The 16,366-nt window shown below is 52.0% G+C and carries 10 protein-coding genes; 6 read left to right on the top strand and 4 right to left on the bottom strand.

The window, feature by feature from the left end:
* Positions 1–1,287: 1,287 nt before the first annotated feature.
* From IGW03_RS26420 to IGW03_RS26435, 4 genes are all read right to left on the bottom strand, one after another.
* The gene (locus IGW03_RS26420; RefSeq protein ID WP_228536107.1) at positions 1,288–2,445 is read right to left on the bottom strand and encodes a hypothetical protein; all 1,158 of its coding nucleotides are present in this window, start codon (positions 2,443–2,445) and stop codon (positions 1,288–1,290) included.
* 261 nt (positions 2,446–2,706) lie between these two features.
* Positions 2,707–3,231, bottom strand: a complete 525-nt coding sequence (locus tag IGW03_RS26425; protein WP_194725531.1) for a FlhC family transcriptional regulator — start codon at positions 3,229–3,231, stop codon at positions 2,707–2,709.
* Between the two features lie 12 nt (positions 3,232–3,243).
* The gene (locus IGW03_RS26430) at positions 3,244–3,597 is read right to left on the bottom strand and encodes a hypothetical protein (protein WP_194725532.1); all 354 of its coding nucleotides are present in this window, start codon (positions 3,595–3,597) and stop codon (positions 3,244–3,246) included.
* Positions 3,594–4,616, bottom strand: a complete 1,023-nt coding sequence (locus IGW03_RS26435; protein ID WP_194725533.1) for a hypothetical protein — start codon at positions 4,614–4,616, stop codon at positions 3,594–3,596. Before IGW03_RS26435 ends, IGW03_RS26430 begins: the two co-directional genes overlap by 4 nt.
* A 426-nt stretch (positions 4,617–5,042) precedes the next feature.
* Here IGW03_RS26435 and IGW03_RS26440 point away from each other — a divergent pair, with 426 nt between their 5' ends.
* From IGW03_RS26440 to traD, 6 genes are all read left to right on the top strand, one after another.
* Positions 5,043–5,903 carry a helix-turn-helix domain-containing protein gene (locus IGW03_RS26440; protein ID WP_194725534.1) on the top strand — a complete coding sequence of 287 codons (861 nt, stop codon included), beginning with the start codon at positions 5,043–5,045 and terminating at the stop codon, positions 5,901–5,903.
* Between the two features lie 581 nt (positions 5,904–6,484).
* Positions 6,485–7,063, top strand: coding sequence for an ABC transporter substrate binding protein (locus tag IGW03_RS26445; RefSeq protein ID WP_323745031.1), 579 nt, complete (start codon positions 6,485–6,487; stop codon positions 7,061–7,063).
* A 61-nt stretch (positions 7,064–7,124) separates the two neighbouring features.
* Positions 7,125–11,600 (top strand): EAL domain-containing protein, encoded by a 4,476-nt coding sequence (locus IGW03_RS26450; protein ID WP_194725536.1) that lies wholly within the window; start codon positions 7,125–7,127, stop codon positions 11,598–11,600.
* 73 nt (positions 11,601–11,673) lie between these two features.
* Entirely contained in the window at positions 11,674–13,110 is a 1,437-nt protein-coding gene (locus IGW03_RS26455) for an ATP-binding response regulator (protein WP_194725537.1), read from the top strand.
* A gap of 209 nt (positions 13,111–13,319) precedes the next feature.
* On the top strand, positions 13,320–14,495 hold the full coding sequence (locus IGW03_RS26460) for a TraI domain-containing protein (protein WP_194725538.1): 1,176 nt from the start codon (positions 13,320–13,322) through the stop codon (positions 14,493–14,495).
* A complete protein-coding gene (gene traD, locus IGW03_RS26465; RefSeq protein WP_194725539.1) occupies positions 14,492–16,357 on the top strand; it encodes a conjugative transfer system coupling protein TraD in 1,866 nt (621 codons plus the stop codon). Before IGW03_RS26460 ends, traD begins: the two co-directional genes overlap by 4 nt.
* Positions 16,358–16,366 lie beyond the last annotated feature (9 nt).

The following is a 16,366-nucleotide window of genomic DNA, read 5'->3' on the forward strand; positions in this document are numbered from 1 at the left end:
GGTACAGCTCGAAGCTGCCTTGTGCCAGCGTTTGTTGTTTCATCGTCAGATTTCCCTCTTCCGTTTCAAGCCTACCTGCTTAACGCATGACACAATAAAACGGACGACTTTTGCAGAGATTCCTTAACATTCATTGGCCTTGCTTTGTCGCGGTCCGGTTTTTTCGGCCAAGGCGGCACACCGCCTGCAGGCAGCGCAAAGCCTTCTTTGAAGACGTTGTACACTGAACTGCAGCTTTTGATTCCATCCCAATTATCCGCAACTACCTTTATGTATCTGGAAGCTTTGCTGGGAGAAAGACCAGCGTTGTCACAGAAGGCTTTATGTTGACCTGAGACGCCGGGTTGCTGGCAAGTGTCATGAACGGTAACGACACGAGAGCAAAACGCGTATAGATCGCTGTTTACCTTTGTGGGATTACTGACATCGCAGTATTCAATGTTACGTTTCCAGATATCGGCTCCCCAACGAAGCCATTCCGTCTCATGAAACATGCGCTGCGCCGTTCCGTATCCTTGGACGGACGCTTTCCATTCAAGGCACGTCGTCTGGCTCTGCCTCACACATGTTGCTTGAGTCACTCTGGGCGACTCGCTATGAGCATCCATTGAGAGCACTGCAATAAGAACCGGTAGGCACAGAGAAATCCACCTTCTCATTTGCCACCGCACGTCTGCATTGCCATAACGGTCTCCTGCGGTGAAGCGCTGCGTCCCGTACTTGTGTAGATCCCTTCAAGCTTCGTACTGACGCATTGCTTGAATTGCGCTTGCCCGTTTTCATTACCAGAAACAATTGCGGGCGCTTGTGTCTGATCCAGACCCGTTCCACTGAAAATATTGTTATGTCCTGATGATGGTCCCACACTGGGTACCGGTTGTGTCATCGAGGGCATGCCGTCAGGTTGTGGCCCCCCGCCTATACCCATCATCCTAGCCCGGTGTAGGGCATCCTGTTGTATCTGCATTCCCATCATCGCAGCCTCGATGCCGGTTTGAACGGCGCTATCGTAAGCCTGCGTGTTTGGCCTTTGCGTAAGGCATTTTTGCGTAGTGCGATCATAGAAGGCGCATACCATCTGGCCTGCTCCGGGCGGCCCTGAATTCAGATGATCCCTGCCATGATTTCCGGTTGTTCTGGCGCCGGGCGGCGTTTGTGGACCAGGTCCCGTCATGCACTTTGCCGAATTAGGATCATCCAGTGGGCCACACGCTAATAACAGCGGTGCAAAACTAACGAGAACTAGTCCGACGAAGGGTGCCAATACGGCAGCTATTCTCAGTCTTTTCATTTCTGCACCTCGGCTGTTGCCTGTTGAGGTAATGCAACAGCCGCTCGATATGTCTGGGGAACCAAAAGGGACCAGCCTGCTGTTAACTTCGCCGTATCCGCTGTTACGAACGCGCCATTTTCCCAGACTGCACGTAGTACAGATCCTTGACTTGCGTAACGGGGTTGCGCCTGTAACGCCTTACTGATTCCCTGAACGACAGGGATAAAGTCCATCTGTGTCGCTTTCAGGATCCGGAAGGCAGCGGTAATTTTCTGGGACGTTGGGTCAAAGTTGAATACTGAGGCAGTCGCCACGTCGTCGCCCGCGACCGGTGCATAGGCTTCTGCGGTACTACTACCTTCGATCTTCTTCCAGCCAATGTTCCCGTTCTCCCGGTAGAGATCACCCTTCACCAGTTCGCTCGGATGTTTCTCGAAGAAGTTGAGAGGATGGTTAAGCTCGTTGATCTCATACGTCTTACTTGATGCCGACAGCTGTGAGTCTCTCAGAATCTGCTGAGTGGTAGAGGACACCGCCCCTGATACCGCAGTTGTAACTGCGCTCGTCGCCGTGGCCGTAACGGCGGCCGCTACATTGCCTTGGATATTTGGTATCGTACCGGCTGCCGTGCTACCCATGGCTGAAGCAGCCATTCGGGCGCCTGTTGCATCAAATCCCGTGCTCTGAGCTCCGACACCAGTCAGAATGCCGTTCATCGTGGCGCCGCTCAACACTTCCCCAAGACCGTTATTCCCAAGCAGTGCGCCGCCCATATTGGCCTGCAGAGCGACACCGCCTAGCGCGCTTGTGGCGACCTGCTTGAAATCTATAAGCGGACCAAGCTTGCTACGGTAAGCCTGCGCATTCCGCATTAGAAACCCTTGCTCCGCCATTGCCCAACTCGCTTCCAGCTTCGGTTGCAATATCCGCTTGGTTGCATCGTCCATTCCTGCCAGCTGGGACTCAACTGACCTATTGAACTTGGTCCGCTCGTCCTCTAGGTTAACCGCATTTTCGCCACCCATAATCCGGTTACCAAGCTTTCCGGTGACCTGATTGGCAGCGTTTATCACGCCTTGAAAAACGCCGAGAAACTGTGCATGAGCTGACGGGACAATGACGGTTGCAGCTAAGCAGGCGGTTACAACTCGTCCGATCATCTTCTTATTCAAGTTATATCCCTTCTGAATGGGTGATTTTTGATATGGAGCGATAGGGCTCTCGTAGCGAGTAGACATCACTAGCAAGAAGGGAGGGAGTCTTGGGTGGATGCCATGTAGCTTGCCCATATACCCCCCCAAGAGCAATGCATGTCTGCAGAATGTCTGTGGCTCGGACTAAGCCTAATGTCGCAAGCCTCTAACGACTATGCCGTTCGCGGTTCTTGGCTTTGTGAATACCACTACTCAAAAAGCCAGTTTATCGAGTTTCTGTTAGCTACACGTTGGACATTGGTATGACAGATGGTGGGCTTCAACGAGGTGAGGCGTCTGACATTTTCGACACAACATCACTTTAGCGTTGTCATACTCGAAGCCCGTAGACCCACCTTTGGGAATATCACGCCAGTTGCGTTCGAAGCCACGGCCTACCAGGAGTTGCCACCGCTCTCCACTTATTTCCGCATCGTCCTTAGCGACCTTGACATATAGTCTATAGGCCAATGTAAACGCGACGCCGTGCGAGTCGGCCATTGAGGAGTAATGCTCTCGATATTTGGCATAAGTCATCAGTAGGAACGCCGCTTGTTTCCGGCGTTCCTTACTGGCAAAGAACCATTGATGATCGGTGGGTGTTTGGCCGCTTTGAGACTGAGTACCCTTGACGTCTTTGTAGATCTGGCGCGAATCGGCAGGCTTCGTCCTAGCGACGGCGGTCAATGTCACGGCCCGGCAGTCCAGTTCCGCGAGCTCCTTAGCGATATCGATCTTCGACGCATAATTCCCGCTGACCTTCATTATTGTCTGCCGTTACAGAGTATTAAGCGGAACGTCGCTGGAGAATGTCTTCAGCAGCACGTTGAACAGGGGATCGGTCTTTCCTTCTGCCAGGACACTGATGGCTTCGGTGGAGGAGAGACGCGACGACCAGATCGGCACTCCGGTCTGCAGCACCGGGAGCAATTTAGACTTACTTGTCTGCCCGATAGCCTTGATAGCTTCATCATCGACGCCGAACAAGTTCGCCGCCATCGGCTCACCCAGCTCATAAGCAGCCCGGTAGGCCTCAATAATAGCGAGATTAGCCGCCTCGATAAGGCGAGCCACCTGCTTGTTTGCGTCCAAAGTTGCTCTTGCAGCGGAAACGGTAACGAGACTCATCATGCACCTTTCAACAGATTGCCCATTGCGACCATAGCATCGCCAAGAGCGTTAATAGACGATTTGATATTCTTGTCGGAATCGGACATAGACTTGAGCATCGCGAGCGGGAATTTCAGCATCAATGCCTCGACTTCTTTTTTCATTTGAAGGAAGTCTTCACTGCCAGCTTGTGCGGCTGTGAGGTTCGCACGCATCTCAGCCATTTTGCGCTGACTTTCTTTCAAATCCGCGTCTACCCTCTCCAGTTCGCCGGTCTTTGCTTGCAGTGCCTGCTCCGCAGACTGAATAGCCTCGGTTACGGTGCTGTAACCTTTCGGAAGAACCTCTACTTCAACGGTCCTTTCCACAACTTGGGTTTCTTGTTTCTGCAGACGGTTGACTTCCTCTTCCAAGGAATCGCGCTGCTCCGTCAGGCGACGGCAAAGTTCCTGGCTGTTCTCAACCTGGCCCTTGACCCTAGCGAGTTCGAGCTCTGCACGTTCACCGGCCTTTTGTGCCGTACGTACTGCCAGTTCGACTTCTGCCTCGGCGGCGGCAACGCGTGCTTCAAGTTCGGCTTCGCGGCTTTCAATCAGCCGCTTCACAGTGGCCTCATTGACCTCCTGCCCGTTCTGAGCAATAGCGCGAATTTCCGCGATAACTTCATCCGCTGGCTCATTAGCCAGAAGAAGCAACGCACCTTGCGTTATATGGCGGGTCTCGCTCCAGTCATTGCGTCCGTTCGCATCAGTAAAATGGGCTTTGAGGACCGAATGCACCTGAAGATAGCGCCGGCCCGCGCGCCTCGAAATTCCGAGTTCTGATTCGACGAATGCTGCAAAGCAGTCACCTAGCATCTCATACACAAGCTGAAGCCGCTCAGTTAGCAGGTACAGTTCGCGGCCAATTCGATCTTGTGCAGTGCGTATCTCAGCGACAAGAATACGAAGTGTGGTCATCTGTTCTTGGCTCAGATGAGACAAGTCGACCTGCTTCTGATTACTTACTTCCCTGAACGGTGCTTCAGCAATGATGCTCATATTTGTCCTTCAGCGGCTGTTAGTGACTGCTCAATCCCTTCTAGCACGAACCGATCGCCAGACCGCCTTACCAAGCGAGAGCGAAGCAGCGTTGAAACGGATCAAGAACAGTTTCAATTTGTAAATTCTTATCGAGTTGAATTGTAATCTTTGAAATTCTCATGCGCAAGGAGAAAATTGTCATGTGGAAACAATAATTCGCATGTCGATATAAGAAACGTGACACTTTGCAATATTTGCATGCATTTTATTTCGCGATGCGAAATGTCTTCGCATCTAAGACGAGAATTCTCATCGTGACGACGCAAGACAAGAACCACACGCAAGAATACTTCGCCTGTATTAGGAAGAAATCGGCTTTCCTATGAGAAAATAACCCTCGCTATATCCTGAACGTTGTTATGCCTACCATACTTGGATGATTGAATGAGTGACCAGAATATCGTCGAGGACTCCGCCGCGGTTGCTGAACGCGTGCGTGACCTCCTTTCTAGGCATGGTCTCCCAAGAGGGCAGCAGGCTTCTAAGCTGGCTGAGATATTGGGGTTGAGTCTCTCCCAAGCCTATAAGAAGCTTGGCGGCGTTAGCCAGTGGACAAAAGATCAGCTACAAGCGATCGCGACCTTTTATGGAGTGCAGATCTCTGAGCTAACGGACGTCAGTCTTTCTGTCACTGACATGAGCGACACGAAAGTCGGCGGCAAGCGCTACGATGCGATCATGGAAGTGGGTGGCGAGCAGATTGATTGCGTTATACAACTAGGTAAGCAATTGAAACTCATACGTGATACTGACTTCGTTGCTTACAAACACAAAGAAGACGGCATTTGGCGGGTTGTACGTCCACGCGCCGCACCATTCGATCATGTTTTCTTAATTAGCAGCCTAAAGGTTACCCTGAAAGAGCCGAAAGTCTATTCGGTAGCTATGCTCGACGACGATAGAGATACTACGGACAGCTTTTGTGAGCAGCTAAATGACCTGGATCTCGATGCGCGTCCGTTTTATGACATCGGGACATTGGAAAATGCATTGGCGTCGCGAAAATTCGACGCCTTCATTCTGGATTACTTCATAGGCAATACCACTACGGTAGAACTGATTAGGAAGATTCGAGCACAGTCAGCCAAGGTACCTATAGTCCTTCTCACCGGTAAGTCCGCAGATGCATCGCCTTTTGAAGTCTCGCAGATGATTCACATGTTTTCGCTAAATTGGCAAAGCAAACCCTCGCTCCCGGCTGTAATTGCAGCTGAGATTACGAGAGACATAATCCAGAGCCATTAAGGGCAGCAAATCGCGTCACCAAACACTTTGGCGTCGGTTCTATTCTTGCTCCCAGAAGATAGGCCTACGCGTCCCAGATAATAGAAGAAACAAAACCTAACATGAGAAGGCGAATAGATCTGCAGAGTGCTTTCTCTTACGTCTTACTTTGCGTCGGCCTTTCGGCGAGCCCTGCTCTCACTCTAGCTGCACAAGACTCCACTGCCCCAATAACTGCTCCACTTAGCAAGGGGACAGCGAGCAATCTATCAAGCACCTCGCAGGGTCCAACTACACAATTCGCTCAACTCGCAGACAGACGTAGACGTGAGGAAGCATTAACCCAAGGCTCGATTGCAGTCCTCTATCCCCAGATAGAAGAGCCATACCAATCCGTCTTCGCTACTATCGCACGCGGCATTGAATCGCAGTCAAAGTTGCCCGTTCGGACATATGCAATACCCAATTCGGATCTGCAGGACCTTGGCAGTAATTTGAGGAGGAACGGCACAAGAGGAATCATTGTTTTAGGAAGGAAAGGCTACCAGACCATCGACGCGCTAGACAAGGATCTACCTATCCTCGTAGGGGGCGTATTGTCCGTGCCGGAAGACCCAAGATATTCGCTGATCAGCTTAACACCTAGCCCAGTACTCCTCTTTGCAAAGATGAAAGCTCTCGCGGGACAGATTCGTCGGATCTACGTCGTGCACAATCCAAAACGAACTGAAGCGCAGATTCGCAATGCAAGAGAGGCTGCTAGAGAACAAGGCCTGGAACTTATTGTGCTTGAAGCTTCGGATGTTAGTGCTGCAGCTCGCCAATACGATGGGATCATGCAATCGATGGACGGGCGAACCGATGCCTTATGGCTCCCGGATGACCCCAGTATTCTTAATAACAATATCGTTCTGCCACTGATTCTGGAACGTTCTTGGAACAGAAGCATTCCAGTATTTTCGAGTACGGTTGCGCATGTTGCACGAGGCGTGCTCTTCTCGATGCATCCTGATAACTATCGTATGGGACAGACCTTGGCAATTTCGATGTCAACAATGCTGACGGAAAAGGGGCGCCGATATCACGACGATCTTCGCGATGTTCGTGTTGCCATCAACCAGAGGACCGCTCGCCATCTTGGTCTGAACCTTGCGGGCCATATCGATATAGATATTGATTGAATTTCAATGTCCATCGCAGCCTTCGTGCCTTAGCTCCCAATCAGTGTCTCTTCCACTAGCCATGATTCAAGCATTTCTCCGCAAGACTGGTCTAAAACAACAGCTGACGATCGTTGTAAGCCTTGCCATTCTTATTATGGCTGTAGCGATCTCTCTCCAAAGCTCATGGGAGAGCAAGAAGCGGATGAGGGATGCGCTGGTAAACCATGCCAAAAGCGTCGCTGCCACCCTCATGGACCGCGGCGCCTTGGCGCTGATATATGACTCGAGCGAAAACGTCGACGTACCTCTTAACGCTGCATTGGCCATGAGCGATGTAGTACGAATTGATCTACTCCATCCTGACGGCAAACACTTGCTCACCCGGATAAGCGAAAACTACTCAAATATCCCCCCGCTTCCCAGTGATCCGGACCAGTACAAGAAAGGGGTACTGAAGGAGGACCACAATTACCTCAGCCTAGTCGTACCGGTGAAGGAAACCACCGAATCTGAGAATCCTTTCCAAGTCGCCGAGAGCCAATCTGTGCTTTACGGATATGTTCACGTTGCCGTGAGCAAGGAGCAGCTGAACCGTGTTGGTACCGCACTCCTAACTAAGAATTTGTTGATCGCACTGATTATCGCGGCGGGACTCATTGCTTGTCTGAGAGTCCTGACAGGTGCAATCGCTCGCCCCGTCGATATTCTTTCGCGCTCGATGAAACGTGCTGGTCAAGGAGAACTTGGCATCCGAGCAGATGTTGACGGGCCCTATGACATCGCCGAAATGGCATTGTCGTTCAATGAAATGATGAAGGCGCTTGAAGTCCGGGAGACGGAGCTAAAGGCGTCGCGCGACGAGGCCTTACACAACGCGATGGTCAACGCGCAGTTCACGGCGACCATCAGTCATGAAGTGCGCACACCGCTCATAGGAGTGATCAGCTTGTTGGAATTGCTCCGCAAGCAAAACCTGACCAAACAACAGCGTGAGCACGTCGACTCGGCCTATAAATCCTCAACTGCATTGATCAATCTGCTGAACGATACCTTCGAGCTTTCGCGGATGAAGGCAGGCGATCTCCAGCTGAATGAAACGGACTTTGACCTTCATAAGCTTGTTGAAGACGTAATGGACGTATTCGGGAAAACAGCACATGCGAAAGGGATCTACCTAGGTTATCTCCCCTGTCCTTTCGTTCCAGATCGGATAAAGGGTGACTCCATCAGGTTACGCCAAGTCCTGACCAATTTGCTTTCTAATGCGATCAAATTTACCAATTCAGGAGAGGTGGCGATAAAGGTAACAGCCGCTGAGAGTGGCCAGGAGTCGAAGCTACGGTTTGAAGTGACAGATAGCGGGATCGGATTGACGTCCGAGGAAATTTCCAACGTTCTGGACGCCCCAGTTCAAGTTGGTCGTTACAAAGACAAGCAAGTGGGCCAACCAGGTCTGGGAATAGCGATCTCCAAACAGATCGTTGGACTGATGGGCGGCGAGATGGGCGTCACAAGCGAGAAGGGAAAAGGATCCACTTTCTGGTTCACAATAGTATGCAAGCCTTCTGACGCAGTGGAGCTAGACGATGACCACCCCATGCTGTTTGATACCCGAGTACTTATTGCCGATGAGAGTTCGATCGTAAGGGAGTTTATTGGCCAATGCCTGACTAAGCGTGGAATGCGTTGCGAGTCGTTCGATAACGCTGACGATGCATGGGCCGCCCTTATTCGTGCAGAAACGTCGTCTGATCCATTCCGTCTCGTGATAGCGAGCAGTCGCTTGAGAGACGGGCTGTCACGAAGCTTCATCGACTTGGCCTACAGCGAACTCGTCGCATCTCCGGAACGGATACTCGCTCTTGATCTCTATAGCGCCCCTTACCGATCTGAAGCAAACGACAACGGAAAGTGCCTCGGGCGGCCGCTAACGCAGTCGCGCTTGATTCAACATATCGAAGACTTGCTGGAGAAACTACCTGAGTTTGCATTGCCGGCCAAGAACCATATTTCAGTATCTTTAGAACATGGAGACCCAAGACACCGAGCTCTGGTAGTTGATGCTGATGCAAATAGTCGCAGCCTTGCGGCTACCGCCCTAGCTAACGCTGGATGCGAATTCACGCTGGTCAGTAATGGCTTGGAGGCTTTACAAGAGATCAGAGACAATGAATATGACTTCATCCTTCTAGCATCGGATATGCCCGTATTAGACGGATTCGAGACCGCACTTCGGATTAGGACGGAGGAGAGCCGGACCGGCGCGCGTACACCAATCGTTGCCATGATAGACGTTGGGGATCAGGATGCTAAACAGCAATATCAAGCGTTCGGAATGGACGACTGGATTCGCAAACCTATTACCACCGAAGATACCCGGGCTCTGGTACGCCGAATGTTGCAGCAATCCGAGATCACCATCGGCACTCAGCCTTCGCTGTTTCCTGAGATTGAGAGCGGTTCGTCGGCCCCGCTGGCTTTCAACCTCCGACGTTATGAAGAGATTAAAGCCTTGCTTGGAAAAGCGGCCGGCGATTCCTATCAAGCATTCCTGCAAGATATGCCGGGCCATCTCGCCGCATTACATGTCGCAAAGATTGCCAGCAACCATACGGAAGTTGCGCGGCTTCTCCATCTGATAAAAGGTACGAGCATCAATATTGGAGCAGACGGACTGGCGACCGCTGCAAAAGACCTTGAGCAACGATGGAACGCTTCAGAGCCAATTGACGACGGCGAAATGATCTCCCAATTACGCTCGTTGTTCGCCGCTGCGGAGACTGTGATCAACCGTATCGTGCCGGACTGTACAGAAGTAACCGACCCCATCGCCGAGCCTATTGGTCATGTATTGATTGCCGATGATGACCGAGTGAATCGAATCTCCCTTCGGGCGATCCTTGAGAAACAGGGTTATAAAGTCACGGAAGCGGACAATGGTGCGACCGCCCTCGCTCACCTCGACAACCAAACCCCCGACGTGATCTTGTTAGATGCAGTAATGCCGGTACTTGATGGTTTCGAAACCTGCGCGCGCATCCAAAAGCTCCCGCCTTCGAAGGCATGTCCGGTCATTATGATGACCGCATTGGAAGATGGTGCAGCGGTAGAGATGGCCTTTGCAGCTGGCGCAAGCGATTACATTACGAAGAGCAGCGGCACCTCTGTATTGCTATCCCGGATCAAGCACACGGTCGACTCCAACGAAGAGCTCAGATCGGCTCGGGCACGCTCGTACGGAGATGAGCTGACTGGACTTCTCAGCCGTCCTGCTTTCTACGAGATAATTACCGAAGAGCTACGTGCACCATCAACCGAACGGGCCGCGGTACTGTACCTCGATATTGACCGCTTCTCGTCAATTAACCACGAGTACGGACACGACGTAGGCGACCAGTTGTTACTGGAGATAGCACAGCGCCTTAAGCGCACAGTCCGCAAGCAGAACTGTATAGCCCGCATTAGCGGATCTGACTTTGCAATATTACTTAGCCCAATTGCCTCCGAATCAGAGGCGGATAGTATGGCGGACCAGCTGGTAAAGGCCATCGCCCACCCCTTTGTGGTAGACCAGCATACGATCTCCGCTTCCGTCAGTATCGGCATCGCAACGTATCCTGCAGACGCTACCGATGCAGGCATGTTGGTTAAACGCGCCAGCACTGCCATGGCAAAAGCTAAGAAAGCCAATGCGACGATCCATTTCTATGAAAGCTCGATGGACCCGGGCTTCACCGAGAAGCTACGGGTGCAAGAAGAATTGCAAGCAGCATTGGACAATGGGCAGCTCAAGATTCTCTACCAACCGCTGGTTGCCTCGAATACCGGATTGATCACTGGCGTGGAAGCGCTTGTACGTTGGAACCATCCGTCGCGCGGCGTGCTTGCTCCGGCGGATTTCATACCAGCGGCAGTTGAAACAGGACTGATTATTCCACTCGGAGAGTGGGTGACGAACAACGCATTCGCTCAATTGAAACAATGGCACAGGCAAGGCTGGACATCACTTAGCCTCAGCCTCAATGTATCAAGCCAAGAACTCCTCCAGCCCGATTTCCCAAGCCTTATCAGTCAGATGGCGAAGAAGGCGAGCATCCCTCCCTCATCTGTCATTCTTGATGTTGCAGAGATAACGCTGGTTGAACATATCGACCATATCAGTGACGTTCTTGCACAGTTGCAGGGGCTGGGGATCAGGATTGCAGTTGACGATTTTGGGTTGGGTTTCACCTCGATGTCCTATATCAAGCGGCTGCCTATCGAGTTTATCAAGATTGATCGGGCGTTCATCCGCGATGTGCCACGTGCACGTGAGGACACTAGCATCCTTGATTCAATGCTCACTCAAGCACGGGAATGCGGGATTTCTGTGGTAGCAGAAGGAGTCGAGCGCGCTGATCAGTATCAGTTTCTCAAACAGCGAGGATGCGCCTTCGTCCAGGGGAATTTCGCCAGACCGGTAACGGACGCCTCTCACCTTACCGTTTTCTTGACGCTACATGCAGATAATGTAGCAACGCAACTGCATCCCGAGCCGTTAATTACGGTCCAATAGATTGCCCCAACGTACGCCAGGTATCAGAGCATCTTCAAGCAGGGAATAAGAGCATATGCATTACAGACACAACATGACTAAACAGCTTGCAGCAAAACGCTACCTGCTAGAAGTTCTGGTTATCGCAACATTGATTGGAATGCAGGCTGTAGCGACGTATGCTTATCTTGCATATCGCCAGGTGCATGACCTACTTACCCTGTACTTGATCTTTCAGACAGTATGGACTACCGGTCTTGCCGGCGTCTGCGCACTTGGCTTCGTAAGATACCGGGAAGGCCAACTGTGCGCCGAGAAAGATCTAGTCATCAAGGTGAACGACGAGCAGCTCGCAAAGGCACGTGACGCCATCATGACAAAAAATCATTTCCTGGGGACCGTGAGTCATGAATTACGTACTCCACTGCAGCGGATCGTCGCCTCGATTGACTTACTTGATCGCCCTGATTACGACAAGCGCCAGAGAAATGCCCTTGACCGAATAACTTCAGGTGCGGCTCAACTGGATGCGTTGCTACACGACTTTCTCGACTTCTCCCGTTTGGATTCCGGCAAGTTGCAGTTACGCAGCGGTACTTTCAACCCAATGGAAGTGGTCAGGAAGATCGTGTCAAACTACCAAGCAGCAGCCAAGAACAAAAACATGCACTTGGTATGCGATTTGGGCACATCACGTATTGAGGTCCGATCGGACATATTCCGCTTTCAGCAGATCGTGACGAACCTTGTGACGAATGCGATCAAATACGCTGATAAGGGGAAGATCCACGTAACACTCATTTACCGGCACGACAACCAAAGCGGCAAGACAACACTCGGGCTTTCCGTTATCGACGAGGGCCCGGGAATTGCGCCAGAGCACCAACAAATTATCTTCGATCCTTTTACTCAGGTAGATCAGACAAACACCCGAGCAAAGGACGGTGCCGGGATGGGGCTGGCAATCGTCAAACGTCTGGTCGAAGACCTATTCGGCGGTCGAATCTGGGTAGACAGCGAGCTTGGGAAAGGCTCTCGCTTCGAGGTCCGCATTCCCGTGGAACTGGTATCACAAACTCCGGAATTTAACGCCCAAGCGCCTCAGGCCTTGGAGACAACGCGCTACCACCAATCGCCAAAAACTATTACCGGCACCGGAAAGAGGATACTCCTGGTAGATGACCAGTTAGCAATACTCGATCTGTTCAAGGATCTGCTCGAACAAGTCGGCTATCTATGTGCGACGGCCTCGAATGGAGCAGATGCCGTTGCGATGGCTTTGGTGAACAATTACGATGCAATTCTTTTAGACATCCACATGCCTGGCATGGACGGCTTCGCCGTAGCGCGCGAGATCCGTGGCCAGAGCGGGCCCAATACCGGCACACCGATCATCGCCGTAACAGCGCATTCAGAGTACCTTACATCAAAGGATCAACGCCAAGTGTTCAGTAATTACCTCTTGAAACCTGTGCGGCAAGACGACTTGACGAATGCGATCGAGCGCGCCGTTACAGAAGAATCCTCTTAAAAAGCAAATTTGTCATGCATACCGCCGCTTTTGAAGAAACCGTTTTCTTTAAAAACAATAACTTAGAGGAAAAAGCGCGTGGGCACGCTGGCCGCGTAATATGGGTTTTTACATGAAGCGCATCTGCGGTGACTAGAACTGCAAATTCTCCCTGTTTTTGACCTCTTTTTGGCTCTGAAGAAGGGTGACGGTTATGGACACTGCTAGCCATGACCAATTTCTTAAAACAGATCCCGCCCGAAGCGTTGCTGGAGGATGCAAAGTCGGCTATCGAGGCAATACGAACCGCGGCGGGGTTCTCTGATGCCCAATTCAACCACCTGTTCCTGCCCGTATTGAAGCACTACGCGAAATGCGTACAACAGCTTCCGCTGAAACCGGACTATTTCTCCGAGGCACGAGGGTCTTGGGAATTCGGATTGACGGTGTCGATCCTGACTCTACGCCTGGCGGGCACGCGCATGTTCTTCCCATCTCTTGAGTCGGAAGCACGCCGCGCTCTCGAGCCACAGTGTCGCTTTGCTGCGTATGTTGCCGGACTTGCCTCTGGGGTGGCGATACTAGCCCAGAATGCCAAGTTGCTCGACGGCGATGATGAATTCCATCCGCTAACCGCCGCTCAGCCATTGCAGAACTGGTTGAACACTGCGAAAAACCCCATGTTCAACTGGCGCATAAATGAACAAGCACTGTCGCCTCAGGAATGTGCTGCTATAGGCGCGCTTTTCATTCCAAGGGGTCTTCTACGCGACTTCGACCTCCGGGTCACCCTAATGATTTGTAATTCAATCAATCCCCCTGCTTCTGCAAGTGGCATCGAATCTACTCTAGCTAAGGTTGTCAGGACCTCCATTGAAAAGACGATCGAGCTTTACGCAACGAAGCAAAGGATGCAATACACGGAGCCAGCAAAGAACGGCGCACCGCTGATACATGAGGCTGGCCGTGCAGCAGCCCAGATGATAGATTCTGCTCGCCCTGAACCGGTAGTAGTGAATCCTCTATCCTCTCCTCCCGCAACAGAGGTGACTTCGCACGGGAGTCCCGGCGAGCTGTCGGCGGCGCACTTTGCAGAGGGTGCGTTGCGACTGGCAAATGGCGACCATACCGCCGCAGCGCTACTGAGCAAGGGAGACCCCGTTTTATTGGAATGGTTTAGCGCTCTTACCACTCACGAGCGGTACGCCGCGGTACGCGAGAAGCTCGTTGTCACCGAATCCGGTATAGAAATGCCGGGAGCCATCCTGGGTAGCTTCGGCGTGAGCGGTGCAACAATCAAAGGCTATCTCGATAGTGCGGGCCTTGTGGCCGGCAAAGCGTCGAGCTTAAAGAACGTTCTACTTTCCCCATTGCTGAAACCGGTTCTCTTTGGAGATAAAACATGACACGCACTTACCAGGATATGTTTCGTCCGGCGTATGAGGCGCCTGCATGCGTTGCATGGGCCGGTTCCACCATCGCATTATTAGCCACTACCCCACCAGGTTGGCCCCTTTTCGCCTTAGGCTCTATTACCCTCACGTATATGCGTGGGAGGGAAGCGCTGGAACTGTACCGGTTCAGATCCTCCGTCTCATCACTTCGAGTCGAAACTCTCACGTCGGAGGAAGCGGTTGCTATCTCGAAGCGCCATCTGCAGGAAAAGACGAAGTTCTTCTGGATGGGGCGCGGTTTCCGCTGGACCCAACGGCACGCGGAGATCGCCCGTAACTTGATGTACCGAAACCCAGAAGAGATCGTCGGCGCACCGGCGTGGCTTCCCTCTTTCGTGAAGCGCCGAATCACTCCACCTAACATGGTGCCACTCAAAGAGGACTTAATTGGCGTTCCCTGGATCCATGGTATTGAACCGAAAGAGGAAGAGCTGAAACTGCCCATTGAAGCGCTTCCCGGTCACACCTTAATCGTCGGCACGACTCGAGCAGGTAAAACGCGCCTTTACGAGCTGCTAACTACACAGATCGTACATAAAGGCGATATCCTCATCGTTCTTGACCCAAAAGGAGATAAGGACTGGGAGAACCGGCTTCGGCGTGAATGTGAAAAGGCGGGTCGTAAGTTCTTATACTTCCATCCCGCCCATCCCTCTAAGTCAATCCGGATAAATCCGCTTGCGAACTGGAACACGCTCTCGGAGCCTGCAACTCGCATCGGCCAGCTAATCGATGCTGAGGGCACCTTTGCCGCGTTCGCGTGGAAGACGCTCTATCGAGTGTTCCGTGGCATTGTCGCTGATGGAGAACGTCCCACGATCAAAGCGGCAAAGGAGTATGTGCAACTCGGCGTCGAGCCGCTACTGGAGCGCCTCCTCGCCAAGACGCTTTTTGCTAAAGAAGGCTCGAAGTGGGACGCTAACCTACAACAGTATGCCGCCGCCGCGAGTGTCGGCAAGAAAGGTGCACAAATCTCCGAGCGGTTGGAGCTCATGATTGCCAAATACAAGAGCTTCGAGTTGCGAGATGAAGCGATCGATTCACTGATCTCAATGGTGCATCATTCGAAAGAGCACTATAGCAAAATGATCCAGGTACTCGAACCGATCCTTGAGATGCTCGGCTCCGACGAGATCGGCAAGATGCTCTCCCCGGACCCGTTGGATAGTGCAGACCTGCGACCGATTTACGACACTCAGAAGATCATCGAGGAAGACGCCGTTCTTTACGTTGGGCTTGACTCTTTATCGAACAAAATTATTGGATCGGCCATCGGCTCGGTGATGCTCGCCGACATCGCAAGTGTTCTCGGTGCCATCTATAACTTCCGCGAAAAAAAGGACATATACCTATTTGTCGATGAGGCTGCCGAGATCGTCAACGAACAAACGATTCAGATTCTGAACAAGGGTGGCGGTGCCGGCATGAAGGCCTTCATCGCGACGCAGACCATCGCTGACTTTGACGCAGTTTTCGGCTCCAACGCGCGCACCAAACAGGCTTTAGGAAACCTCAATAACGTCATATGTCTGCGAGTAAAGGATCCAGATATGGCGAAGTGGATTGCCGAATCGTTTGGAAAAACGACTGCGCGTTCGCTTAGTGTCTCGTACTCAGCCGGTTCAGAATCGTCTGCTTCCTTTACTGAATTCCGCGGCCAGACCTCCCGCTCCATGAATGAAACAGAAATTCCTTTTGTCTCACCAGACTTGCTTACCCGATTGCCTGGCCTTCAATACTTCGCATTTCTTGCCGGCAGCACTCTATACAAAGGCCGCTTGCCGTTGATGATTGATGACCCGAAGAATAACTGATTCATTGTC

Origin of the sequence: Noviherbaspirillum malthae (genome assembly GCF_015352985.1) — a bacterium.
GTDB classification, from domain to species: domain Bacteria; phylum Pseudomonadota; class Gammaproteobacteria; order Burkholderiales; family Burkholderiaceae_D; genus Noviherbaspirillum; species Noviherbaspirillum malthae.